This window comes from Micromonospora parva (assembly GCF_000718515.1).
Classification (GTDB): domain Bacteria; phylum Actinomycetota; class Actinomycetes; order Mycobacteriales; family Micromonosporaceae; genus Micromonospora; species Micromonospora parva.
In genome coordinates this window covers 297,009-319,263 of the sequence record NZ_JNZS01000002.1, presented here as the reverse complement: position 1 = coordinate 319,263, position 22,255 = coordinate 297,009, and the positions used below count along the sequence as shown (strand labels likewise).

Here is a 22,255-nt window from a genome sequence, read left to right as displayed (position 1 = left end):
GAAAGGCGCGCGACTTTGTCGTACGGTTACGGCAGAGTGTCAGGGGTGACCACCGATACCACTCCTGACAAAGCGCCGGTCCGCGCCTGGCTGCCCGGCTTCGTCGCCCTCGCCGCGATCTGGGGCTCCAGTTTCCTGTTCATCAAGGTCGGGGTGGCCGAGCTGCACCCTGTTCAACTCACCCTCTACCGGGTCCTCGCCGGGGCGCTGACTCTGCTGGTGGTCCTCGCCGTGCTCCGCGACCGACTGCCCCGCGAGCCCCGGGTCTGGGCGCACCTGACCGTCGTCGCCGCCTTCGGCGTGTCAGTGCCGTTCACCCTCTTCGGTTACGGGGAGCAGCGGGTCGAGTCGATGCTGGCCGGCATCTGGAACGCCACCACCCCGTTGATCGTGCTGCCGCTGGCGGTGCTGGTCTTCCGCACCGAGCGGCTCACGGTGCGCCGGGCGGTCGGGCTCGGGCTCGGTTTCGTCGGGGTGCTGGTGGTGCTCGGGGTCTGGGAGGGCATCGGCGGGGCCCACTTCGTCGGGCAGCTCATGTGCTTCGGCGCGGCGGCCTGCTACGGCGTGGCCATCCCGTACCAGAAGCGGTTCGTCGCCGGCAGCACGCACTCGGGTCTGTCGCTCTCCACCGCGCAACTGCTGCTCGCCGCCGCGCAGTTGGCAATCGTCACCCCCTTCGTCGCCGGCCTGCCGCCGCTGCCCACCGAGCTTTCGGCGGGGGTGGTGGCGAGCGTGCTGACCCTCGGCGCGCTCGGCACCGGCCTCGCGTTCGTGATCAACATGCGCAACATCCGGGTGGCCGGCGCGAGCACCGCGTCCACCGTCACGTACCTGATCCCGATCTTCGCGGTGCTGATCGGTGCCGTGGCGCTCGACGAACGACTCAACTGGCACCAACCGGTCGGCGCGCTGATCGTGCTGCTCGGGGTCGCGGTCTCGCAGGGGATGTTCAGTCGCCGCCGGACCAGCCCGGTGGTCGGCGTCGGCGCACCCGCCACCCCGGCCGCCGAACCCGCCCGCCGCTGAGCGACCACCTGATCGACACGGCTTTTCAGAAATCGGGGTGTCCGGCGGACCCGGACACCCCGATGTCCAGAAACGCGAGTGGATCAGCGCCGGTCGTGCGTCCAGGCCACCAGTTGCTCCGCCGACCACGTGTTGACCACCCGGTCGGCAGGGACACCGCACAGTGCCGCGCGTTCGCAGCCGAACCGCTGCCAGTCGAGCTGGCCGGGCGCGTGCGCATCGGTGTTGATGGCGAACCGGCAGCCGGCCTCCAACGCGCGGCGGATCAGACGCTTCGGTGGGTCCTGCCGCTCCGGCCGAGAGTTGATCTCGACGGCGGTGTCGTGCTCGGCGCAGGCGGCGAAGACGGCGTCCGCGTCGAAGTCGCTCTCCGCCCGGGTACGCGCCCGGTGCCCCCGATCGCCCGGACCGGTCACCCCGGCGGGCCGGGACGACACCATCCGGCCGGTGACGTGGCCGAGGATGTCCAGGTGCGGGTTGGCAACCGCCTTCACCATGCGCCGGGTCATCTTCGACCGCTCGTCCTTCAGCCCGCTGTGCACCGACCCGACCACCACATCGAGGCGCGCCAGCAGGTCGTCGTCCTGGTCCAGGGAGCCGTCAGCGAGGATGTCCACCTCGATCCCGGTGAGGATCCGGAAACCCTCGGGCAGCGCCGCGTTGACCTGCGCCACATGGTCGAGCTGCTGGCGCAGCCGGGCCGCGGTCAGCCCCCGGGCCACCGTCAGCCGGGGCGAGTGGTCGGTCAGCACCAGATACTCGTGGCCCAACTCCACCGCGGCCAACGCCATCTCCTCGATGGGCGAACCGCCGTCGGACCAGTCCGAATGGGTGTGGCAGTCGCCGCGCAGGGCGGCGCGCAGCGCCGTGGCCTCGGCGTCCAGGTCGCTGCCCTCGGTCGCCACCAGCCGGCGCAGGTAGACCGGCTCCTCACCGGCGAGGGACTCCGCCACACAGCGGGCCGTCACGTCACCGACCCCGGCCAGCTCGGTGAGCGTGCCGTTGCCGGCCCGTTCGGTCAGCTCGGCCGCTGGTAGGCCGGCCAACGCCTTCGCCGCCGACCGGAACGCGCGTACCCGGTAGGTGGCCTCGTTGGCCCGTTCCAGAAGGAACGCGATCCGGCGCAGGTCGGCGATGGGATCTCTCGCGCGAGCCATGTCAGGGCGCCTTCGGGCAGCCGTGCCGGCGTTGCCACGCGGTGACCTCGGCGGCCGGCTCCCGGTTGCCGCCGCGCCGCCAGGAGTCCAGGTAACGCGCCGGCCAGATCACCCCACGCCGGATCCACCAGCCGTCCTTACCGGTGCACCCCGGCGAGATGCCGAAGTGCACGTGGCAGACGTTGTTCGCGTTGCCCGTGCGGCCCACCTTGCCGAGCTGCTGCCCGGCGCGGACCCGCACCCCGGCGTCGACACCGCTGGTCACGGCGCTCAGGTGCGAGCCGTAGTACCGCACCCCGTCGTCGCCGAGCAGGGAGACCGACAGGCCGCCGTTGTCCGGGCCCTGTGGCCCGCGCTTGCGGTACCGGTCGACGCGGCTCACCTCCAGCACCGTCCCGTCGGTCACCGCCACGAACGGCTCGCCGCAGTCGGCGAAGAGGTCCGTCGCCGGGTACGCCCCGTGCGTCGGGTGGTAGTCGACGTTGTCGGCGCGTACCGGAAAGACATGCTTCAGCCCGACGCGGGGTGCCGTCGCCGACGGCGTGGCCGACGACGGCGCGGGCGGGCTCGGGTCGGTCGCCGCCGGCGACGGCGGCTGCGACGCCGGCTGGTCGGCTGTCGCCCAGACCGCCGGTGGCGTCGGCGCGGCGCCGTCGGGCACCCCCGGCCGGGTGGTCGCGCAACCGGCGGCCAGCACCGGGGCGAGCAGCAGCAGGATGGGGTACGCCGGACGAGCGCGGCGGCTGATCGTCGGCGAGGCCATCCGGTCATCCTGGCAGAGCCGGTACCGTGGGCACGAGCGGCACGCGTGAGGGAGGGCAGCGACGGTGACCTTTGCCCGACCCGAACCTGGCCCGGACTTCGGTGCCGCCCGCCCGATGCCGCGTACCCCGTCGGGTCTTTTCCCCTCCGGTCCTCCGACCCGACCCACCTACCGCGAGCCGCACCCGGTCACCGGCGGTGGCGTCGCCGCCGGTGGTGGCGCGGCAGCCGGTTGGTTGCTGCTGTTCGGCCTGCTCGGCACCGACGTGGCCAGCTACGCCTGGTGGACGGTGTTCGCCGGCCTGCTGGCCTGGGTCACCGCCCTGGTGCTGGTCCGCTACGGCGACCGGGGGGTGGCCACCGGGGTCGCCATCGTCACGGCCGGTGGCTGGAGCATCGCCGCCGCCGTGGTGGCGGTCCGCTGGGCCACCAGTGGTGACTGGCCGCTGTGGTGACCAGCACGGACCGGCCCCGGAACGTCGCCCGGTTGACTGCGCCGCGTGCCCGGTTGGCTGCGTAGCGAACGCCGTCTTGACGTGGCCGCCCAGACTCGGCACGCTCGGCACTATGGTCTGGACCACTCCGCGACAGGATCCCGATCGCAGCCGCCGCCGCCTGCAGTTGCTGGCCGAGCTGGCGGGTGCCCGGGCGGTCCGCCAGCGCAGCCGACCACAGCGGCAGCGCACCGAGCGTCTGCGGCAACTCATCGCCACCCGCCGTCGAGTCGTCGGCTGATTCGACTTTGTCAGGAATGACCCGCCCTTCGGGGCGTTGACGGGTCGCCTGCCGACCCGACCGGCTAACGTGCACGCGTAACGAGTCGACGCTGTGTCGAGGGCTATTGGGGGGACCGTGTCGTACTTCGCTGCGGCCGTGGTGCGCGACGACAGTGGCTGGACCGCCGCCGAGGTCAGCCTGCGTGGCGCGACCGACATCGACGAGGTCGCCGACCGGCTGCGTGACGTCGACCAGGAGGCCGACGTGTCGCTGCTCTTCGTCGAGGCCGACGACGCGTACCTGGTGATCCTGCGCCTGGACGAGGGCGAGGACCTGCGGGTGTTCGGTTCGGACTCCGCGTACGCCGAGGAGTCGCAGCTGGGGGCGCTGCTGGTCGGTGACCTGAAGACCTCGGTCACCGGGCTCGACGGTGACGACGAGCCCCGCCCGGCGAGCACCGGCGACGACGAGAGCGAGCAGCCCGTCGTCGACCCGGAGGCCGACCCGGTCGGTGACGCCGACCTGCTGGCCAACCTCGGCATCTCCGCGCAGAAGCTGCTGACCCTCTGCACCCACGAGGGGATGATGCCGGCGGACGTCACCGCCGAGATCTGCCAGGTGCTCGGCTGCGCCGACGAGGTCGAGGAGCTGCGTGAGGTCTGAGCCGGCCGACGCCACCGATCCATCGCTGGAGTCGATCCGGCCGGGCCAACCCACCCCCGGTGCGGTGGGCCGCGCCGGGCCCGGTGCCCACGAGGGCCTTGCCGACACTGGTGAGATCGGCCGGCGGCAGCGGCACGAACTGTGGATGCGCCGCGCCCTGGAGGTCGCCGTCGCCGGTCCGCCGGTCGACGACGCGGTCAGCACCGACGTCGACGACGTGCCGGTGGGGGCGGTGCTCTACGGCCCGGACGGCACCGAGCTGGCCACCGGCCGCAACGAACGGGAGTTGACCGGGGACCCCACCGCGCACGCCGAGGTGCTGGCCCTGCGCCGAGGCGCCGAACGCACCGGCCGGTGGCGGCTCGACGGCTGCACCCTGGTGGTCACCCTCGAACCGTGCACCATGTGCGCCGGGGCGCTGGTGCTCGCCCGGGTCTCCACCGTCGTCTTCGGCGCCTGGGAACCCAAGACCGGCGCGGCCGGATCGCTCTGGGACGTGCTGCGCGACCGCCGGCTCAACCACCGCCCCGAGGTCTACGGCGGCGTGCTGGAGACCGAAACCGCCACCGTCCTGCGCGCGTTCTTCCGCTGAGGCCGGGTCGCCGGTCAGACCGGCGGCAGGGTGACGGTGACGACCAGCCCGCCGCCCGGACGGGGCTGCGCCTCGGCGATGCCACCGTGGGCGCGGGCCACCGCGCGGACGATGGACAACCCCAGCCCGAAGCCCCGCGCGCCGACGACCCGCTCCCGCGACAGCCGCCGGAACGGCTGGAACATCGTCTCCACGTCGTAGCCGGGAACGACCGGGCCGGTGTTGGTCACCGTGAGGGTGGGCCGACCCCCGACCAGCCCGGTACGCACCTCCACCCAGCCGTCGGCGGGCAGGTTGTGCCGCAACGCGTTCTCCACCAGGTTGAACGTGAGCCGCTCCAACAGCACCGGGTCGCCGCTCGTCGGCGCCGGGGCCAGCACCCGCCGTACCCGCACGCCGGGTGCCTGCCCGCCGGCCTGATCGGTGGTGTGCGCGCAGACCTCGGCCAGGTCGACCGGCGCACGCTCGGTCAGCTCGTTCTCCGAGTCGGCCAGGGTCAGCAGGCCGTCGATCAGCCGCTCGTGGCGTTCGTTGACCGCCAGCAGCGACTCACCCAGTCGCCGGGTCTCGGCCGAGGCGTCCGGGCGGGTGACCGCCAGCTCCACCAGGGCGCGGTTGAGCGCCAGCGGGGTACGCAGCTCGTGCGAGGCGTTCGCCACGAACCGGCGCTGCCCGTCGAAGGAGCGGTCCAGTCGTTCCAGCATCTCGTCGAACGTGTCGGCGAGTTCGCGTACCTCGTCGGGAGGGCCGGTCAGCGCGATGCGCTCGTGCAGACCACGGCCGGCGGTGTCCGCGCCGGCGATCCGGCGGGCCGTGCCGGTGATCTGGTGCAGTGGCTGCAACGCCCGGCCGGCGAGCAACCAGCCGAACGCGATCGCCACCGTCGACACCACTATCAACGCGATGCCGCCCTGGGTGAGCAGCGACTCCAACGCGTTGCGTTTCGCTTCGTCCTGCACCTCCTGCACCAGGGCGCGCAGGTTGTCGAGGTTCTGCCCGCTGGGCGTCGTGGGGGTGGTCCTCGGCAGGTCGCGCAGGCTCACCCCGAACGGCTGCGGCATCCGCTGATCCACCAGCACGTACGTGACGGCGAGCAGGACCACGCCGGCCAGCAGGAAGAGCCCGCCGTAGATGAGGGTGAGCCGGGCGCGGATCGTCAGGCGTTTCATCGGATCTGGTACCCCGCCCCGGGCACCGTCTCGATCACCGGCGGGTCGCCGAGTTTGCGGCGCAGCTTCATGACTGTCACCCGGACCACGTTCGTGAACGGGTCGATGTGCTCGTCCCAGGCGCGTTCCAGCAGGTCCTCGGCGGAGACCACCGCGCCGTCGGCACGCAGCAGCTCGGCCAGCACCGCGAACTCCTTGCGGGACAGCGCCACGTACCGGTCGTCCCGGCGTACCTCGTGTCGGGCCGGGTCGAGCTGGATGCCGGCGCGCCGTAGCGTCGGCGGCGCCGCCGGGCGAGACCGGCGGGTCAACGCGTGCACCCGGGCCGATAGCTCAACCAGGGCGAAGGGCTTGGTCAGGTAGTCGTCGGCGCCGAGCGCCAGCCCGGCCACCCGCTCCCGGACCGCCGCCGACGCGGTCAGCATCAGCACCCGGGTCTCCCCGCCCGCATCCACGATCGCCCGGCACACGTCGTCGCCGTGCACCACCGGCAGGTCCCGGTCCAGGACCACCACCGCGTACTCGTTGACGCCGAGCCGTTCCAACGCGGCGTCCCCGTCGTACGCCACGTCGACAGCGAACGACTCCCGGCGCAGCCACTCGGCGATGGCGTCCGCCAGCACGTTCTCGTCCTCGACCACCAGCACTCTCACCCCTCAATGGTGCTCGGGGCTCCGTAACGGCGGCATAACCGCCGACGGTAACGCCGGGGATACGCGCGCTGCCGTGCACTGGGTGCCACGTTCGGCGAACCGCGCCGGACCTGAGCGGAGGTGGACATCATGCGACGACATCTGCTTGCGATCCCCGTCCTGCTCGCCCTGGCGCTGTCCGGGTGCGGCGCGGGAGGTGACGACGGCGGCGGGGTCGCTACCGCCGGCGGGACGAAGGCCGACGCGACGGCGACCGGCACGCCGGTCAGTGACTCGGACCGGCAGCTCGCCTTCGCCAGGTGCATGCGGGAGAACGGGGTGGACCTGCCCGACCCGGAGGCGGGCGGCCGTCCCGGCTTCCGGTTCGGCGCTGACGTGGATCAGCAGAAGGTCCAGGCGGCCATGGAGAAGTGCCAGGACAAGCTGCCCAACGGCGGGCAGGGACCGCAGCTCAACCCCGAGCAGGCCGAGCGGATGCGCACGCTCGCCAAGTGCATGCGGGAGAACGGGGTGCCCGACTTCCCGGACCCGGACGCCGACGGACGGGTCCGGATCGGGGCGGGGGACAACGCGATCAACATCGGCGACCCGGCCATGAAGGCCGCGCTGGAGAAGTGCCGGCAGCACGCACCGCAGTTCGGGGGTGACCGGTGACGATCCGACGCTCGCGGCTGCGCGCCGCCGTCACCGGAGGCATCGTCCTGCTGGTCGCGGCGGTGGGCGTGGTCGCCGCGGTGGGCTTCGGCGGCGGTGCCGACGGCGGACGCGCCCAGGCCGGCAGCGCACCACCCGCCACCGCCACCGTCACCCGGCAGACCCTCGCCGACTCGGAGACCGCCGACGGTGAGCTGGGGTACGGCACCACGCGTACCGCCACGGCGAAGCTCAGCGGCACCGTCACCGCGCTGGCGGCGACCGGGTCGACGGTACGGCGGGGCAAGGCGCTCTACCGGGTCGACAACGAGGCGGTGGTGCTCCTCTACGGCGGGCTGCCCGCGTACCGGACCCTCGCCCCCGGGGTGGAGGGGGCCGACGTCGCGCAGTTCGAGCGGAACCTCGACGCACTGGGCTACACCGGTTTCACCGTCGACGACGAGTACACCGGCGCCACCGCGGACGCGGTCCGGCAGTGGCAGGAGGACCTGGGTCTGACCGAGACCGGTCGGGTCGAGCCAGGGCGAATCGTGTACGCCGGCCGGGAGGTCCGGGTGGACGGCCACCAGGCCGACGTCGGCGACCTGACACAGCCCGGCCAGGCGGTGCTGACCTACACCGGCACCAGCCGGGTTGTCACAGTCGAGTTGGACGTGGACGACCAGCGGCTGGCCAGGCGCGACGCGAAGGTCTCCGTGCGGCTGCCCGACGGCCAGACGGTGGCGGGCACGATCAGCACTGTCGAGACGGTCGTCCAGGCCGGTACGGCTGGTGCCAACGGACAGTCCGGCGACGCCGAGACGAAGATCGAGGTGACCGTCGCGGTGACCGATCCGAAGGCCCTCACCGGGTTCGACCGGGCCAGCGCGGACGTCACGTTCACCGTCTCGGAGCGCCGCGACGTGCTCACCGTGCCGGTGGCGGCGCTGTTGGCTCTGGCCGAGGGCGGCTACGGCGTCCAGGTCGCCGAGGGTGGCACGAGCCGGATCCTCGCGGTGACCACCGGGTTGTTCGCCGGCGGGCGGGTGGAGGTCACCGGCACGGGCCTCACCGAGGGCGCGACGGTGGTGGTGCCGACGTGAGCGGCGAGGTGATCGTGCTCGACCGGGTCAGCAAGCGGTATGCCGGCGGCGTCGTCGCCCTGGACGACGTGTCGCTGCGGATCGGCCACGGCGAGTTGGTAGCGATCGTCGGCCCGTCCGGGTCGGGAAAGTCGACGATGCTGCACCTGATCGGCACCCTGGACCGGCCGTCGTCGGGCAGCGTGCTCATCGACGGGTACGACGCGGCGAAGCTGACCGACCGGGAGCTGTCCGCGTTGCGGGCCACCCGGATCGGCTTCGTGTTCCAGCAGTTCCACCTCGCCCCGGGCGTTCCGGTGGTGGACAACGTCGCCGACGGGTTGCTCTACTCCGGCGTACCGCTGCGGCGGCGGCGCGACCGTGCGGAGGCCGCGCTGGTCCGGGTTGGCCTGGGCCACCGGTTGGGGCACCGGCCGCACGAACTCTCCGGCGGGGAACGGCAGCGGGTCGCCGTGGCCCGTGCGGTGGTCGGCGAGCCGGCGGTGCTGCTCGCCGACGAGCCGACCGGCAACCTGGACTCCCACTCCGGTGCCGAGGTGTTGGAGCTGCTGCACGACCTGCATCGGGCCGGGACCACCGTCGTGGTGATCACCCACGACCGGGAGATCGCGGCAAGCCTGCCCCGGCAGGTGCGGATGCGCGACGGCGCGGTCCGACACGACTCGGCCCGCACGTCGGACGGGGTCGGCTGATGGCGACGCTGACCCCGGCCCGCCTGGGACCGGCGGACGTGCTGCGCGTCGGCGGGGTGGGGCTGCGGACCCGTCCGCTGCGGGCGTTCCTCTCCGCGTTGGGCATCGCGATCGGCATCGCCGCGATGATCGCGGTGGTCGGCATCTCCTCGTCGTCCCGGGCCGAACTGGACCGGGCGCTCGACGCGCTCGGCACCAACCTGCTCACCGTCGAGCCGGGCAGCACCCTGTTTGGTGCGGACGCGCAACTGCCCGAGGAGTCAATCGCGATGATCGGGCGGATCGGCCCGGTGACCGAGGTGTCCGCGACCGGGCAGGTCTCCGACGCCAAGGTGTACCGCTCGGACCGGATCCCGGCGGCGGAGACCGGCGGCATCGCCACCCGGGCGGCAGGGCTGGATCTGCTCGGCACCGTCGGGGCCGAGGTGGCCACCGGCACCTGGCTCAACGAGGCGACCGCCCGCTACCCGGCGGTCGTGCTCGGCGCCACCGCGGCGCAGCGGCTCGGGATCACCGCGGCCGACCCGCAGGTGCAGGTGTGGCTGGGTGGACGCCCGTTCACCGTGGTCGGAACCCTCGCCGCCGCACCTCTCGCCCCGGAGCTGGACACCTCGGCGTTGATCGGCTGGTCGGCGGCGACCGAATACCTGGGCTTCGACGGCCACCCCACCATCGTCTACACGCGGGCCGAGGAGTCGCAGGTCGAGGCGGTCCGGTCGGTGCTCGGCGCGACCGCCAACCCGGAGGCGCCGAACGAGGTGGAGGTGTCCCGGCCCTCGGACGCGTTGGCCGCCGCCGAGGCGACCGACGACGCGTTCACCGGTCTGTTGCTGGGTCTGGGCGCGGTCGCCCTGCTGGTCGGTGGGGTCGGTGTGGCGAACACCATGGTGATCTCGGTGCTGGAACGCCGAGCCGAGATCGGCCTACGCCGGTCACTCGGGGCCACCCGTGGTCAGGTTCGGACCCAGTTCCTCGCCGAGTCGCTGCTGCTCTCCGCGCTCGGCGGGATCGGTGGGGTGGTGCTGGGCATCCTGGTCACCTCGGGATACGCGCTGTCGCAGCACTGGCCGACAGTGGTGCCGGCCTGGGCGATGCTCGGCGGGGTGGGTGCCACGCTGATCATCGGCGGCTTCGCCGGCCTCTACCCGGCCGTGCGCGCCGCTCGCCTCTCACCGACCGAGGCGCTGGCCGCCGTCTGACTTTCTGCGGCTGTGGCCCGGCGGCCTGATGCGAAAGAGCGTGATGACTCTGAGGCATCTTGATGCCACACAGTCATCACGCTCTTCGCGGTATTGCCGCCGGAACGGGTCAGGCGATGATCGTGTCGAGGGCGATCTCGACCATCTGGCTGAAGGTCTGCTCCCGCTCCTCGGAGGTGGTCTTCTCGCCGGTCTTGATGTGGTCGCTGACGGTCAACACGGTCAGCGCGCGGGCCTTGAACCGCGCGGCGATCGTGTAGAGCGCCGCCGACTCCATCTCCACGGCCAGCACGCCGTAGTCGGCGAGGGTGTCGTAGAGGTCCGGCCGGTCGGTGTAGAAGGCGTCCGCCGCCAGGATCGGCCCGACGTGCATGCTGATGCCGCGCCGCTCCGCCACCTCGACCGACGTCCGCAGCAGCCCGAAGTCGGCCACCGGGGCGTAGTCGATCAGCCCGTCGAAGCGCATCCGGTTCATGTTCGAGTCGGTGGACGACCCGATCGCCGCCACCACGTCCCGCAGTTGCAGGTCGGTGCTGAGGGCACCGCAGGAGCCGACCCGGATCAGCGTCTTCACGCCGTACTCGTTGATCAGCTCATGGGCGTAGATGGAGGCCGACGGCATGCCCATGCCGGAGCCCTGGACGGAAACCTCGACGCCGTTCCAGCGGCCGGTGAAGCCCAGCATGCCCCGGACCGTCGAGTAGCAGGTGGCGCCCTCGAGGTAGGTCTCCGCGATCCACTTGGCCCGCAGGGGGTCACCCGGCATCAGGACCCGCTCGGCGATCTCGCCCGGCTTCGCGCCGATGTGCGTACTCATGGCAAAGATCCTGCCAGGCCGGCCCGGGCGATACCGGTTCGGCGTCGGAACCAGCGGTCCTGTACCCTCGTCGGCGGTGGCGTGTCCGAGCGGCCTAAGGAGCACGCCTCGAAAGCGTGTGAGGGTTAACGCCCTCCGAGGGTTCAAATCCCTCCGCCACCGCTCTGTAGTGCGGAAACGCCCGGTTCGACCCGCGAGGATCGAGTCGGGCGTTTCTTCGTCGGCCGGTAGCGCGGTGGTGGTGGGTCAGCAGGGGCCGACGCCGTCGTGGAAGAGGCGGCGGGCCCAGTCGGCGTACCCGGCGATGGTTTTCCGGACCGTGCGCCCGTCGTGGAGGAACAGGTACGCGCGGTCGCCGCTGCGGGCGAGCAGCCCGTCGAGGCGATGTGTCCCCTGTGGAGCGCGAAGTCGGCTGACCTGGGGGTAGCTGTCCCAGACCTGGTCGACGGGCGAGCCGACGGTGATGCCCTCCGGTGTCCGCATCGGGTCGCCGACCCAGAGCAGCACGAGTTTGTCGTCCATGAAGACCGGGCTGACGGTGTCGTGGCCGGCGAGCACCGGCCCGCAGGCGTCCAGGCTGGTACGCAGGATGCCGCGCCTGGTCAGCTCGTCCTCGGTGGCACCGAATTCGATGTTCCGTAGGCCGTTCAGGTCGATGATCTCCACGCTGCCGACGGGCCGGCCGTCCGGGATCGGCCCGGTTGGTGGTACGCCGCTGCCGGCGATTGAGGCAGCAGTCATCAGCGTGGCGATAAACGCAAATTGTCGCAATTTCATGGAATCCCCCAGTCCCCAACGGAACGGGAGCATTCAGGTTGCTGCCAGTGGCCGGATTACTGATTTTCCCACTGCTCGACCAGCTCGTCCCAGTAGTCGGCGCTGAGCCGGCGCCGCCCGTGTGCCAACCAGCCGTCGGTGTTTCGCTCCAGGTGCAACCCCAGTTCGGCGAACGGGTCGATCCAGGTGCCGGGCTCGACGCCGAGCCGGGTCAGGGCCCCGTTGATCGGCCAGAGCGGGCGCGGCGCTTCCAACTCGTCGTCGAAGCACGGGCCCCAGGACAGCTCCCCGCCCAACCACACCGCCGCCGACTGGTAGCCGGCGCCGGCACCGAACTCCGCCTCCAGGTACGCCACCGGCCCCGACCGCGACCAGCGGCTCAGCACCTCGACCAGGGCCGTGGACAGCACCAGGCCGAACGGACGCTCGGCGCTCCGGTCGTCAGTCGCGAAATCCGGTAACGACCCGGTCAGTTCGATCACCAACTGTGGGGTGACCGGCAGCAACGCGAAGTCCTGACGCAGTTCGCCAAGGACGGCGTGGTCCAGCTCGGCGGTCTGCTCGTGGAGCAGTTCGGCGTCCGCGACCACCGCGCTGAGCTGGTAACTCATCAGTCCCCCGTCGTCCACAGGGTGTGGATAGAACATGTGTACGACGGCGGCGGGCTCCACCGGCCCCGGGACCGTACCCGCCGTCCGCGCTCACCCCGGGTGGCGTCGTGCTCCAGCACCACAAGGTGTCCCTGCTGAAGGCGACGCCCCGGCACGTCCAGGTGGCCGGCTGACGTCACCGCGCAGACGACTCAGGGCCGGTCCCGTTGGGGCCGGCCCTGTCGTTCGTGCTGCTCAGGTGAGCGGAGGATACGAGATTCGAACTCGTGAGGGTGTAAACCCAACACGCTTTCCAAGCGTGCGCCCTAGGCCTCTAGGCGAATCCTCCGCGAGCCAGGATACAGGCCCGTGTCGGCCGGGCCACCCCACCACCCCCTGAAGATCGACGGGCGGTCGGGTAAGCTGGGCGTCACCTCCCGTGCGGCGGTATCTCGTGAACCTCCCCAGGGCCGGAAGGCAGCAAGGATAAGCGAGCTCTGCCGGGTGCACGGGAGGCCTTTTTGTCTGTGGGCTGGTTGATCCACTCGACATTCATGATGTCGCGGTGTCCCGGCCAGACGGACATCGCGGTTTCCAGGAAGCCGAGTCGATCAAGCGCGGCGGCCAGGAAGCCGAGTCGATCAAGTCCGTAGGCCCGGGCGCCGCGGCGGGGTGGGTGGTCACCCGCGCCCGACCGGCGCAGAATGGCTCGGTCGAGAGGAGGCGGGACGAGTGACGCTGGCGCTCTACCGCAAGTACCGGCCGCGTACCTTCGCTGAGGTCATCGGTCAGGAGCACGTGACCGAGCCGCTGTCGCAGGCGCTGCGCAGCGGACGGCTCAACCACGCCTACCTCTTCTCCGGCCCACGCGGCTGCGGCAAGACCTCCAGCGCCCGGATCCTGGCCCGGTCGCTCAACTGTGAGCAGGGCCCCACCCCGGAGCCGTGCGGCAAGTGTGAGTCCTGCCGCTCGCTGGCCACCGACGGTGCCGGCTCGATCGACGTGATCGAGATCGACGCGGCCAGCCACGGTGGTGTCGACGACGCCCGTGAGCTGCGCGAGCGCGCCTTCTTCGCGCCAGCCAGCAGCCGCTTCAAGATCTACGTCATCGACGAGGCGCACATGGTCTCGACCCAGGGCTTCAACGCCCTGCTCAAGCTGGTCGAGGAGCCTCCGGAGTACGTCAAGTTCATCTTCGCCACCACCGAGCCGGAGAAGGTCCTCGGGACGATCCGGTCGCGGACCCACCACTACCCGTTCCGGCTGATCCCGCCGAAGGTGCTCCGCCCGTACCTGGAGCAGCTCACCCAGGCCGAGGGCGTCGCCGTCGAGCCGGCGGTCTTCCCGCTGGTGGTCCGCGCCGGCGGCGGCAGCGCCCGGGACAGCCTCTCCGTGCTCGACCAGCTCATCGCCGGGGCCGGCCCGGAGGGGGTCACCTATGCCCGGGCCGCCGCGCTGCTCGGGGTCACCGACGCCGCGTTGATCGACGAGATGTGCGACGCGCTGGCCGCCGGGGACGGGGCCGCCGCGTACGCCACCGTCGACCGGGTCGCCGAGGCCGGGCACGACCCGCGCCGGTTCGCCTCCGACCTGCTGGAACGGCTGCGCGACCTGATCGTGATCCAGCAGGTGCCGGACGCCGCCGCGAAGGGCCTGATCGACGGTCCGGCCGACCAGATCGAGCGGATGGCCGCCCAGGCCTCGCAACTCGGCCCGGCCACGCTCTCCCGTTGCGCCGACATCGTGCACGACGGCCTGGTGGAGATGCGCGGCACCACAGCGCCCCGCCTGCTGCTGGAGCTGATCTGCGCGCGGATGCTGCTGCCCGGCGTCGACGACACCACCGGCGGCCTCCTCCAGCGCCTGGAACGGATGGAACGCCGGCTCACCCTGGGCGGCACCGACGCGCCGTCGGCAGCCGCCGGCTCCGCGCCCGCCAACCACCCAGGGGTACGCCCACAGCCCGCCGCACCGGTCCCGGCTGCCGCCACCCCCGCGAACGCCCCGACCTCCGCCCCGCCGTGGGAGGTCGACCCGGCCGCGTCCCCGACCCGGGGCGTTGCGGCCCCGGGTGCTCCCGCGCCGGCCGCCTCGGCCACCGGGGCACCCGCCTTCGGCGCTTCGATGTCAAGCGCTCCCAGCTCGGGTGCTCCGACCTCCGGTGCGCCGGCCTCGTACGTGTCGACGGCCGACTCGCCGATCCCGGCGTCCCCGGGCGCGTCGACCGGCTCGGCCGCCGCTGACCCGACCGTCCCCGTCTCGCCCGCCGGGCCGGCCCCGCGTCGCGTGGTGCCACCGTCGGCGGTGCTTCCCGACCCGGCCACGCCCGCGCCGCCCCGTCCGGGGGCACCGGCCCCCGCGCTGGACGCGGTCGCGGTGCGCCGCGTCTGGCCCGACGTGGTCGGCAAGGTCAACCGGACCAACAAGCGGATCGCCGCCCTGATGCGGGACGCGGTGGTCCGTGAACTCGACGGCGACATGCTGGTCCTGACGGTGAAGTCCACAGTGCTGGCCAAGATGATGGCCGACCACGCGGCGGTGCTCACCGACGCGCTCTACGAGGAGTTGGGCGGGCGCTGGCAGATCCGGTGTGAGGTGGCCGGCGAGCGCGGTGGCGCGTCGCTGTCCGGCCCTCCGCGCTCGCAACCCGCCGCCCCGGCCCGCTCCGCAGCCCCGCCCGCCGCGACCCCGACGGCCGGCCCGACGAGCGCGCCGCCAGCCGTTCCGAACTCGAACGCCCCTGGCTCGCCCTCCGCGCCGGGCTCGAACCCTGTCTCTGGCTTCAACCCTGCGCCGGGCTCGAACCCCGCGTCAGGCTTCGACCCTGCGTCAGGGTCGAACGGTGCGCCGGGCTCGAACTCCGCGCCGGGCTTGAACCCTGCGTCAGGCCTCAACGCTGCGCCTGGCTCGAACCCTGCGCCGGGCTCCAACCCTGCGTCAGGCTCGAACGCTGCGCTGGGCTCGAACCCTGCCTCTGGCTTCAACCCCGCGCCGGGCTCGAACCCCGCGTCAGGCTTCGACCCTGCGTCAGGGTCGAACGCTGCGGTGAACCCGACCGGCGCTGCCGGCCCGGCTTCGCGGGGCGGTGTCGGCGCGGGTAGCGGTGGTCAGGGTGCGGTGCCGTCCCCGGCGGCGGACGACGAGGGCGACTGGCCGGAGGCGGCCCGCCCCGGCGGCGGTGCGCCCGTCGCCGAGGCGACGGATGACGAGGACTGGCCGGAGGCCGCCCGACCCGGCGGCGCGTCGGCCGGCAGCGGGTCGAGCCCGGACGGCTCCCAGCCTGCATCGGCGTCGACCGGCGCGTACGGCGGGGGCGCGAACGGCAGCGGCACCAACGGCGGCGGTACCAACGGCACCGGCACCAACGGCGGCGGCGGTGCGAACGGTGCCGGACCCGGCGGTTCGGGTGGTCCCGGGGCGGCGGCCGGTGGCGGTAGGCCGGGCGGGCGGGGTAACCCGACGCCGGCGGCCCGGCAGCCGGCGACAGCCGGTGGTGCCCCGGTGAGCAGCGCCATCGCCGCGGCTCGCGCGGCGGCGGCGGGGCGCGGTGCGCGTACCGGAGCGGCGGCCCGGCCCATCGCGGACGCCGAATGGGCCGGCGAGCCGCCCTACGACCCGGACTTCGATGGTCCGACGCGAGCCGGCCGGCCCGGCGGCGCGGCACCGGCGGCGACCCCGGTCTATGAGGGGTTCGACCCGGGCGACGAGCCGTTGGACGAGATCATCGACGAGAAGACCGCGCGGGAGTCGAGCGAGGAGCAGGCGGTACGGCTGCTCCGGGAAACCTTCGGCGCCGAGAAGATCAACGAAGTCGACGCCCGCTAGCCCTCGCCTCGCCCTCAGCTCCCCGATCTTGCAGTTTCAGTAGTCGAAATGGGCAGAATGCCCTCCGATGTCGGCGCGGAAAGTGCAAGATCGCGCAGGGGAGGGGGTTCGGCCAGCGAGACTCCCAGGCAGCAGGCCCAGAGGGGGAAGGGTAGGACGGCTATTCGTTCCATGCCGCCTACCCCGATTCCCAGGCCCTGCTGGGCGGCGAACAATGCCGTCCCGACCAGCGCGATGAGCCCTGCGGTGAGGGTGAGTCGTCGGTACCGGCCGAGCGTCGTGCCGCTCGGGGCGAAGCCGGCGAGGAGCAGACCGACGTTGCCCAGACCCATGATCAGGAATGCGCCGAGAACGTGCAGGTTCTCGTTGACGTCGGCCGGGTAGCCGGCCGCTAGGGCGTATCCGCCGGCGGCCAGCAACAGGAGGGTCTGAGCCGACCGCACCACCGGGCCGCGGCCGAGGATCCGCCAGGTCAGCAGGAGCCCGACGGCGAGCAGTACGGCGGTGGCCACTGTCGCGGTGTTCATCAGCGGGTGCCACGGCGAGCAGACGTAGCGGGGGCGGGTGGTGTCCCAGCTGCCGCAGTGGACGTTGCCGAGGTCGCTGATGTTGTGGGTGGCCCAGCTGTAGGTCGGCTCGCGCCAGCGCAGCCCGGTGACCAGACTGGCGACGAGGAAGACGGGCGTGGCCGCCAGCCAGCACAGCGCGCCGACCCGGCCGGTACGGGTGAGGTTCATACCCCGAGCAGACCAGTGCGGCGGCGTGGGCGCACTACCACCAGATGGCCGGTTCGGGGTAGGGGTAGCCGTACCCGGAGCGCCCGGCGTGGGCGGACGCACCGGGCGGGGCGAGGTCGGTCCCAGCGGATAGGCTGAGCGGCGGTCGAGCAGACGAGTGCGAGAAGGAGCCATCCCGTGCGCCCAGGTGGACAGCCGAACATGCAGCAGATGCTGAAGCAGGCGCAGAAGATGCAGCAGCAGATCGCCGCCGCGCAGGCCGAGCTGGCCGAGGCCGAGCTGACCGGCACCGCCGGTGGCGGGCTGGTCACCGCGACCGTCTCCGGCTCCGGTGAGCTGAAGGCCATCAAGATCGACCCGAAGGCCGTCGACCCGGAGGACGTGGAGACGCTGGAGGATCTGGTCATCGCGGCCGTGCACAACGCCGCCGAGGCGGCCCGGGAGCTGACCGAGCGCAAGATGGGCCCGGTCGCCGGCGGCATGGGCGGCCTCGGCCTGCCCGGTTTCTGAGCCGGCAGATGTACGAAGGTGCCATCCAGGATCTGATCGACGAACTGGGTCGGCTGCCGGGCGTGGGTCCGAAGAGCGCTCAGCGGATCGCGTTCCACGTTCTCTCGGCGGATCCGGCCGACGTCAACCGGCTGGCCGGCGCGCTGCGCAAGGTCAAGGAGCTGGTCCGGTTCTGCACTACCTGCTACAACGTGGCCGAGTCCGAGCAGTGCCGGATCTGCCGCGACCCGCGCCGCACCGACGAGGTGCTGTGCGTGGTGGAGGAGCCCAAGGACGTGGTGGCCATCGAGCGGACTGGTGAGTTCCGCGGTCGCTACCACGTGCTGGGCGGTGCGATCAATCCGCTGGAGGGGATCGGCCCGGACAATCTGCGCATCCGGGAGCTGATGATCCGGCTCGGTGGCGGCGGGGTGCGGGAGCTGATCCTGGCCACAGACCCGAACACCGAGGGCGAGGCGACAGCGACCTACCTGGCGTTGATGGTGAAGCCGATGGGCATCTCGGTGACCCGGCTGGCCAGCGGGCTGCCGGTCGGCGGCGATCTGGAGTACGCCGACGAGATCACCCTCGGTCGGGCCTTCGAGGGGCGTCGCGCGGTCTGACCCCCTGGCGTACGACCGGTGGCCGGCACCCGGGTGGGTGCCGGCCACCGCTGTGTCCCTGCCCGGAAATGATCTGACACCTGTGCCCTCATCGGGGCTGTTCGACGTAACAGTTTGGCATCGCGGGTGCTGATTGATCGGTTTTGGCCGCCGTTTACCTACGAATCGAATGTCAAGCGGCGGTTGAGGCACGATCCGATACCAACAGTCCACCCGGCTGTTTCCGGCTGGTCGCATCGGGAGCTATGGTCACCGCCATCGGTGACCCCTGTCACCACGTTGTCCGTACCCCCAAGGACGAGGTGAAGCACACATGCGTGCACCCAGGCCGAAGGTCGCGATCGCGGCCGTCGCGGTCGCGGCCCTCGCGGTAGCAGGCTGCGCCGAGAGCAACCGCGACGACAAATCCGGTGGAAGCAAGAAGGACACCCTCGTCTTCGGCGTCGCCGGAGACCCGAAGGTGCTCGACCCGAGCTTCGCCAGCGACGGTGAGTCGCTGCGTGTGGCGCGTCAGGTCTTCGAGACCCTGGTCCGGCCGGAGGAGGGTGGCACGAAGGTCACCCCCGGCCTGGCCGAGTCCTGGACCCCGGACGCTGCCGGCACCACCTGGACCTTCAAGCTCCGCTCGGGCGTGAAGTTCCACGACGGCACCGACTTCAACGCCGAGGCCGTCTGCGTCAACTTCAACCGCTGGTACAACGCCAAGGGCCTCATGCAGAGCCCGGATGTTACGGCGTACTGGCAGGACGTCATGGGCGGCTTCGCCAACAACGAGAACGCGGACCTTCCGCCGAGCCTCTTCAAGTCGTGCACCGCCAAGGACGCGACCACTGTGGACCTCTCGTTCACCCGGGTCTCCAGCAAGATCCCGGCCGCGCTGATGCTCCCCTCGTTCTCCATCCACAGCCCGAAGGCGCTGCAGGAGTTCGACGCCAGCAACGTCGCGGGCAGCGCCGAGGACATCAAGTACCCGGCGTACGCGACGGAGCACCCGACCGGCACCGGCCCGTTCAAGTTCAAGGCCTGGGACGTCGCAAACAAGACGCTGACCCTGGAGCGCAACGAGGACTACTCGGGCCCCAAGGCCAAGCTGAAGACCCTCATCTTCAAGACGATCTCGGACGAGAACGCCCGCAAGCAGGCGCTGCGCTCCGGTGACATCCAGGGCTACGACCTGGTTGGCCCGGCCGACGTCGAGCCGTTGAAGAGCGAAGGCTTCAACATGCTCACCCGCCCGGCGTTCAACGTGCTCTACCTGGCGATCAACCAGAAGGGCAACCCGAAGCTCGCCGACCTCCGGGTCCGGCAGGCCATCGCGTACGCCCTGAACCGTGAGCAGCTGGTCACCTCCAAGCTGCCGCCGGGCGCCAAGGTCGCCGACAACTTCATGCCGGACACCGTCGAGGGCTGGAACGGCGACGTTCCGAAGTACACCTACGACCCGGCCAAGGCGAAGGCGCTGCTGGCCGAGGCGGGCGCGTCGAACCTGACCCTGAAGTTCCACTACCCGACCGAGGTCACCCGGCCGTACATGCCGAACCCGAAGGACATCTTCGAGTTGCTCTCGGCGGACCTGAAGGCCGTTGGCATCACCGTCGAGGCGATCCCGCTGAAGTGGAGCCCGGACTACCTGAACGCCACCACCTCGGGTAGCAAGCACGACATCCACTTCCTGGGCTGGACCGGTGACTACGGCGACGCCTACAACTTCATCGGCACCTTCTTCGACCGGCCGAAGGACGAGTGGGGCTTCAACAACAAGGCCCTGTTCGACCAGTTCAAGGACGCGGACACCACCGCGGACATCGCGGCCCGTACCGAGAAGTACAAGGCCCTGAACAAGTCCGTGATGGAGTTCCTGCCCGGTGTGCCGATCTCGCACTCGCCGCCGGCGATCGTGTTCGGCAAGGACGTGACCGGCGTCAAGGCGAGCCCGCTCACCGACGAGCGTTTCGCCACCGCCGAGTTCAAGTAAGTCCTGATCTGACGCAGCAAGGAACGCGGGCGGGCGCTGTCGCACAGCGCCCGCCCGCAACCCTCCGCACCCCTTCGAGGCCGCCGTGTTCCGGTTCATCGTCAGGCGCCTGCTTCAGCTGATACCCACGCTGTTCGGGCTCTCCCTCCTGCTCTTCATCTGGCTCCGCCGTCTCCCCGGCGGCCCCGAGACCGCCATCCTCGGCGAGCGCGGCACCCCCGAGATGCGGGCCGCGATCCGCCGCAACATGGGGCTCGACGAGCCCATCCTGGTCCAGTACGGCCGCTTCGTACGGCGGATGATCAAGCTTGATCTGGGCACCTCGACCTCCACCAAGCGGGCGGTCACCACGGAGTTCATCGAGCGCTTCCCCGGCACCGTCGAGCTGACCATCACCGCGATGATCATTGCGATCGGTGTCGGCATCCCGCTGGGCTACCTGGCCGCCCGTCGTCGCGGCCGCTTCCTGGACCACGCGTCTGTGGGCGGCTCGCTGATCGGCATCTGCATCCCGGTCTTCTTCCTGGGCTACGTGCTCAAAGCGATCTTCTCGGAGAACCTGCACTGGTTCCCGTCCAGCGGCCGGCAGGACCCGACGCTCGGGGCGACCCGGGTGACCAACTTCTTCGTCCTCGACGGGTTGATGACCCGGGAGTGGGACGCCGCAGCCGACGCCCTCTGGCATCTGGTGCTGCCCGCCATCGCGCTGGCCAGCATCCCGCTGGCGATCATCGTCCGGATCACCCGGGCGAGCGTGCTCGAGGTGCTCAACGAGGACTTCGTACGCACCGCCGAGGCGAAGGGCCTGACCGAGCAGACGGTCCGTCGCCGGCACGTCCTGCGCAACGCCATGCTGCCGGTGGCCACCTCGATCGGTCTGCTCGCGGGCGGCCTGCTCTCCGGCGCCGTGCTGACCGAGACCGTCTTCGCCTTCAGTGGCATCGGAGCGTTCGTCGCCGAGGCCATCGGCCAGCGCGACTATCCGGTGCTGATGGGCTTCATTCTGATCATCGCGGTGGTGTACGTGCTGGTGAACCTCCTGGTTGATCTCTCCTACAGCTTCATCGACCCGAGGGTGAGGGTGCGATGACCCTCAGCCCGGGCAAGAAGCGCGAAAAGATCGACCGGCTCTCCGAACTGGCCGCCCGCGACGACGAGCGGGGTGTCAGCCTCTGGCAGGAGGCGTTCCGGCGGCTGCGCGGCAACCCGGCCGCGATCGTCGGCGCGGTCATCCTGGCGCTCTTCGTGTTGGTAGCGGTGCTCGGCCCGTTCCTCGTGCCGTACGCGCCGACGGACACGATCGGTATCCGGGAAGGGCTGATCAAGCCGGGTGTCATCCCCGGGCCCGACGGCGATCACTGGTTCGGTTACGACCACCAGGGCCGTGACGAGTTCAGCCGCATGATCGTGGGAGCCCGTCAGACCCTGCTGGTCGGTGTGGTCTCCACCCTGATCGGTCTGGCCATCGGCGCGCTGATCGGTGGCATCTCCGGTGCCGCGGCCGGTCTCGGTGGCCGGTGGGGGCGGTGGGTCGACACCACCCTGATGCGCTTCATCGACATGCTGCTGGCGATGCCGAGCCTGCTGCTGGCGGTGAGCATCGCCGCCCTGCTCGGGGCCAGCCTGACCACTGTGATGATCGCTGTCGGTGTGGTCTCGGTGCCGGTGTTCGCCCGGCTGCTGCGCGGCTCGATGATCTCGCAGGCCAACAGCGACTACGTGCTGGCGGCCACCTCGCTCGGCGTCAAGAAGTCGAAGATCGCGCTGACCCACGTGGTGCCCAACTCGCTCGCCCCGGTGATCGTGCAGGCCACCCTGACCCTGGCCACCGCGATCATCGAGGCTGCGGCGTTGTCGTTCCTCGGTCTGGGTAACCCGGACACCGCCGTACCGGAGTGGGGGGTCATGCTCGCCGACGCGCAGCAGTACCTCGGCATCCGGCCGTCGCTGGCGATCTACCCGGCGGTCGCGATCATCATCACCGCGCTCGGCTTCACCCTGCTGGGTGAGGCGATGCGTGAGGCCCTCGACCCGAAGCTGCGGAAGTAGGCCCCTG

At 71.3% G+C, this 22,255-nt stretch carries 23 protein-coding genes, 2 tRNA genes and 1 other RNA gene; 17 read left to right on the top strand and 9 right to left on the bottom strand.

Annotation, left to right across the window (positions count from 1 at the left end; genetic code table 11):
- The first annotated feature begins 45 nt into the window (after window positions 1-45).
- Window positions 46-1,026, top strand: a complete 981-nt coding sequence (locus IF22_RS0103165) for a DMT family transporter (RefSeq protein WP_209444463.1) — start codon at window positions 46-48, stop codon at window positions 1,024-1,026.
- Between the two features lie 83 nt (window positions 1,027-1,109).
- Here the strand turns inward: IF22_RS0103165 and IF22_RS0103160 are convergent, their stop codons facing one another.
- Window positions 1,110-2,183: a PHP domain-containing protein gene (locus tag IF22_RS0103160; RefSeq protein ID WP_030328170.1), complete on the bottom strand. Its 1,074-nt coding sequence runs from the start codon at window positions 2,181-2,183 to the stop codon at window positions 1,110-1,112.
- A 1-nt stretch (window position 2,184) separates the two neighbouring features.
- Complete coding sequence (locus IF22_RS0103155) at window positions 2,185-2,946, bottom strand: M23 family metallopeptidase (RefSeq protein ID WP_030328168.1); 762 nt, start codon at window positions 2,944-2,946, stop codon at window positions 2,185-2,187.
- Window positions 2,947-3,061: 115 nt separating this feature from the next.
- Here IF22_RS0103155 and IF22_RS0103150 point away from each other — a divergent pair, with 115 nt between their 5' ends.
- The 4 genes from IF22_RS0103150 to IF22_RS0103135 all read left to right on the top strand — a co-directional run bounded on the left by IF22_RS0103150 (window position 3,062) and on the right by IF22_RS0103135 (window position 4,917).
- Window positions 3,062-3,400 carry a hypothetical protein gene (locus IF22_RS0103150; protein ID WP_030328166.1) on the top strand — a complete coding sequence of 113 codons (339 nt, stop codon included), beginning with the start codon at window positions 3,062-3,064 and terminating at the stop codon, window positions 3,398-3,400.
- 112 nt (window positions 3,401-3,512) lie between these two features.
- On the top strand, window positions 3,513-3,680 hold the full coding sequence (locus tag IF22_RS35300) for a hypothetical protein (RefSeq protein ID WP_167337265.1): 168 nt from the start codon (window positions 3,513-3,515) through the stop codon (window positions 3,678-3,680).
- A 117-nt stretch (window positions 3,681-3,797) separates the two neighbouring features.
- Entirely contained in the window at window positions 3,798-4,325 is a 528-nt protein-coding gene (locus IF22_RS0103140; protein WP_030328163.1) for a tRNA adenosine deaminase-associated protein, read from the top strand.
- A 145-nt stretch (window positions 4,326-4,470) separates the two neighbouring features.
- Window positions 4,471-4,917 (top strand): nucleoside deaminase, encoded by a 447-nt coding sequence (locus tag IF22_RS0103135; protein ID WP_209444471.1) that lies wholly within the window; start codon window positions 4,471-4,473, stop codon window positions 4,915-4,917.
- A 14-nt stretch (window positions 4,918-4,931) separates the two neighbouring features.
- Here the strand turns inward: IF22_RS0103135 and IF22_RS0103130 are convergent, their stop codons facing one another.
- Window positions 4,932-6,086 (bottom strand): sensor histidine kinase, encoded by a 1,155-nt coding sequence (locus IF22_RS0103130; protein ID WP_030328159.1) that lies wholly within the window; start codon window positions 6,084-6,086, stop codon window positions 4,932-4,934.
- Complete coding sequence (locus IF22_RS0103125) at window positions 6,083-6,739, bottom strand: response regulator transcription factor (protein ID WP_030328157.1); 657 nt, start codon at window positions 6,737-6,739, stop codon at window positions 6,083-6,085. Before IF22_RS0103125 ends, IF22_RS0103130 begins: the two co-directional genes overlap by 4 nt.
- A gap of 129 nt (window positions 6,740-6,868) precedes the next feature.
- On the opposite strand from IF22_RS0103125, the gene IF22_RS0103120 reads away from it, so the two are divergent.
- The 4 genes from IF22_RS0103120 to IF22_RS0103105 are packed head-to-tail and all read left to right on the top strand — an operon-like array spanning window position 6,869 to window position 10,366.
- Window positions 6,869-7,393 carry a hypothetical protein gene (locus IF22_RS0103120; RefSeq protein ID WP_030328154.1) on the top strand — a complete coding sequence of 175 codons (525 nt, stop codon included), beginning with the start codon at window positions 6,869-6,871 and terminating at the stop codon, window positions 7,391-7,393.
- The gene (locus IF22_RS0103115) at window positions 7,390-8,475 is read left to right on the top strand and encodes an efflux RND transporter periplasmic adaptor subunit (protein WP_030328152.1); all 1,086 of its coding nucleotides are present in this window, start codon (window positions 7,390-7,392) and stop codon (window positions 8,473-8,475) included. The genes IF22_RS0103120 and IF22_RS0103115 overlap by 4 nt, the downstream gene beginning before the upstream one ends.
- 8 nt (window positions 8,476-8,483) lie before the next feature.
- On the top strand, window positions 8,484-9,167 hold the full coding sequence (locus IF22_RS0103110; RefSeq protein ID WP_209444469.1) for an ABC transporter ATP-binding protein: 684 nt from the start codon (window positions 8,484-8,486) through the stop codon (window positions 9,165-9,167).
- Complete coding sequence (locus tag IF22_RS0103105; RefSeq protein ID WP_030328149.1) at window positions 9,167-10,366, top strand: ABC transporter permease; 1,200 nt, start codon at window positions 9,167-9,169, stop codon at window positions 10,364-10,366. Before IF22_RS0103110 ends, IF22_RS0103105 begins: the two co-directional genes overlap by 1 nt.
- A 109-nt stretch (window positions 10,367-10,475) precedes the next feature.
- Here the strand turns inward: IF22_RS0103105 and deoD are convergent, their stop codons facing one another.
- Complete coding sequence (gene deoD, locus IF22_RS0103100) at window positions 10,476-11,183, bottom strand: purine-nucleoside phosphorylase (protein ID WP_030328147.1); 708 nt, start codon at window positions 11,181-11,183, stop codon at window positions 10,476-10,478.
- A 75-nt stretch (window positions 11,184-11,258) separates the two neighbouring features.
- Here deoD and IF22_RS0103095 point away from each other — a divergent pair.
- Window positions 11,259-11,345: transfer RNA gene (locus IF22_RS0103095), tRNA-Ser, on the top strand.
- Between the two features lie 84 nt (window positions 11,346-11,429).
- On the opposite strand, the gene IF22_RS0103090 is transcribed toward IF22_RS0103095, so the two are convergent.
- The 3 genes from IF22_RS0103090 to IF22_RS0103080 all read right to left on the bottom strand — a co-directional run bounded on the left by IF22_RS0103090 (window position 11,430) and on the right by IF22_RS0103080 (window position 12,899).
- The gene (locus tag IF22_RS0103090; RefSeq protein ID WP_030328144.1) at window positions 11,430-11,924 is read right to left on the bottom strand and encodes a hypothetical protein; all 495 of its coding nucleotides are present in this window, start codon (window positions 11,922-11,924) and stop codon (window positions 11,430-11,432) included.
- 92 nt (window positions 11,925-12,016) lie between these two features.
- Window positions 12,017-12,571, bottom strand: a complete 555-nt coding sequence (locus tag IF22_RS0103085) for a hypothetical protein (protein WP_030328142.1) — start codon at window positions 12,569-12,571, stop codon at window positions 12,017-12,019.
- 243 nt (window positions 12,572-12,814) lie between these two features.
- Window positions 12,815-12,899 (bottom strand) — tRNA-Ser (locus tag IF22_RS0103080).
- 82 nt (window positions 12,900-12,981) lie between these two features.
- Here IF22_RS0103080 and ffs point away from each other — a divergent pair.
- Together ffs and IF22_RS0103075 are read left to right on the top strand one after the other, a co-directional pair.
- Window positions 12,982-13,071, top strand: an RNA gene (gene ffs / locus IF22_RS34140) — signal recognition particle sRNA small type.
- 211 nt (window positions 13,072-13,282) lie between these two features.
- A complete protein-coding gene (locus IF22_RS0103075; RefSeq protein ID WP_030328140.1) occupies window positions 13,283-16,375 on the top strand; it encodes a DNA polymerase III subunit gamma and tau in 3,093 nt (1,030 codons plus the stop codon).
- 14 nt (window positions 16,376-16,389) lie between these two features.
- Here IF22_RS0103075 and IF22_RS0103070 read toward each other — a convergent pair whose 3' ends face one another.
- Window positions 16,390-17,112, bottom strand: a complete 723-nt coding sequence (locus tag IF22_RS0103070) for a DUF998 domain-containing protein (RefSeq protein WP_051708127.1) — start codon at window positions 17,110-17,112, stop codon at window positions 16,390-16,392.
- A 201-nt stretch (window positions 17,113-17,313) separates the two neighbouring features.
- Between IF22_RS0103070 and IF22_RS0103065 the strand changes: the two genes are divergently transcribed.
- The 5 genes from IF22_RS0103065 to IF22_RS0103045 all read left to right on the top strand — a co-directional run bounded on the left by IF22_RS0103065 (window position 17,314) and on the right by IF22_RS0103045 (window position 22,248).
- Window positions 17,314-17,622 (top strand): YbaB/EbfC family nucleoid-associated protein, encoded by a 309-nt coding sequence (locus IF22_RS0103065; RefSeq protein ID WP_030328137.1) that lies wholly within the window; start codon window positions 17,314-17,316, stop codon window positions 17,620-17,622.
- A gap of 8 nt (window positions 17,623-17,630) precedes the next feature.
- Window positions 17,631-18,224 carry a recombination mediator RecR gene (gene recR, locus IF22_RS0103060; protein ID WP_030328135.1) on the top strand — a complete coding sequence of 198 codons (594 nt, stop codon included), beginning with the start codon at window positions 17,631-17,633 and terminating at the stop codon, window positions 18,222-18,224.
- Window positions 18,225-18,537: 313 nt separating this feature from the next.
- Complete coding sequence (locus IF22_RS0103055; protein WP_030328133.1) at window positions 18,538-20,199, top strand: ABC transporter substrate-binding protein; 1,662 nt, start codon at window positions 18,538-18,540, stop codon at window positions 20,197-20,199.
- Between the two features lie 85 nt (window positions 20,200-20,284).
- A complete protein-coding gene (locus IF22_RS0103050; protein WP_030328131.1) occupies window positions 20,285-21,289 on the top strand; it encodes an ABC transporter permease in 1,005 nt (334 codons plus the stop codon).
- Window positions 21,286-22,248 (top strand): ABC transporter permease, encoded by a 963-nt coding sequence (locus IF22_RS0103045; RefSeq protein WP_030328130.1) that lies wholly within the window; start codon window positions 21,286-21,288, stop codon window positions 22,246-22,248. Before IF22_RS0103050 ends, IF22_RS0103045 begins: the two co-directional genes overlap by 4 nt.
- The last annotated feature ends 7 nt before the right edge of the window (window positions 22,249-22,255 follow it).

Coding starts and splice junctions, on each gene's coding strand:
- IF22_RS0103160 (WP_030328170.1), bottom strand. CDS start 2,183: ATGGCTCGCGCGAGAGATCCCATCGCCGACCTGCGCCGGATCGCGTTC.
- IF22_RS0103155 (WP_030328168.1), bottom strand. CDS start 2,946: ATGGCCTCGCCGACGATCAGCCGCCGCGCTCGTCCGGCGTACCCCATC.
- IF22_RS0103150 (WP_030328166.1), top strand. CDS start 3,062: ATGCCGCGTACCCCGTCGGGTCTTTTCCCCTCCGGTCCTCCGACCCGA.
- IF22_RS35300 (WP_167337265.1), top strand. CDS start 3,513: ATGGTCTGGACCACTCCGCGACAGGATCCCGATCGCAGCCGCCGCCGC.
- IF22_RS0103135 (WP_209444471.1), top strand. CDS start 4,471: ATGCGCCGCGCCCTGGAGGTCGCCGTCGCCGGTCCGCCGGTCGACGAC.
- IF22_RS0103130 (WP_030328159.1), bottom strand. CDS start 6,086: ATGAAACGCCTGACGATCCGCGCCCGGCTCACCCTCATCTACGGCGGG.
- IF22_RS0103120 (WP_030328154.1), top strand. CDS start 6,869: ATGCGACGACATCTGCTTGCGATCCCCGTCCTGCTCGCCCTGGCGCTG.
- IF22_RS0103105 (WP_030328149.1), top strand. CDS start 9,167: ATGGCGACGCTGACCCCGGCCCGCCTGGGACCGGCGGACGTGCTGCGC.
- deoD (WP_030328147.1), bottom strand. CDS start 11,183: ATGAGTACGCACATCGGCGCGAAGCCGGGCGAGATCGCCGAGCGGGTC.
- IF22_RS0103090 (WP_030328144.1), bottom strand. CDS start 11,924: ATGACTGCTGCCTCAATCGCCGGCAGCGGCGTACCACCAACCGGGCCG.
- IF22_RS0103085 (WP_030328142.1), bottom strand. CDS start 12,571: ATGAGTTACCAGCTCAGCGCGGTGGTCGCGGACGCCGAACTGCTCCAC.
- IF22_RS0103070 (WP_051708127.1), bottom strand. CDS start 17,112: ATGAACCTCACCCGTACCGGCCGGGTCGGCGCGCTGTGCTGGCTGGCG.
- IF22_RS0103065 (WP_030328137.1), top strand. CDS start 17,314: ATGCAGCAGATGCTGAAGCAGGCGCAGAAGATGCAGCAGCAGATCGCC.
- recR (WP_030328135.1), top strand. CDS start 17,631: ATGTACGAAGGTGCCATCCAGGATCTGATCGACGAACTGGGTCGGCTG.
- IF22_RS0103055 (WP_030328133.1), top strand. CDS start 18,538: ATGCGTGCACCCAGGCCGAAGGTCGCGATCGCGGCCGTCGCGGTCGCG.
- IF22_RS0103045 (WP_030328130.1), top strand. CDS start 21,286: ATGACCCTCAGCCCGGGCAAGAAGCGCGAAAAGATCGACCGGCTCTCC.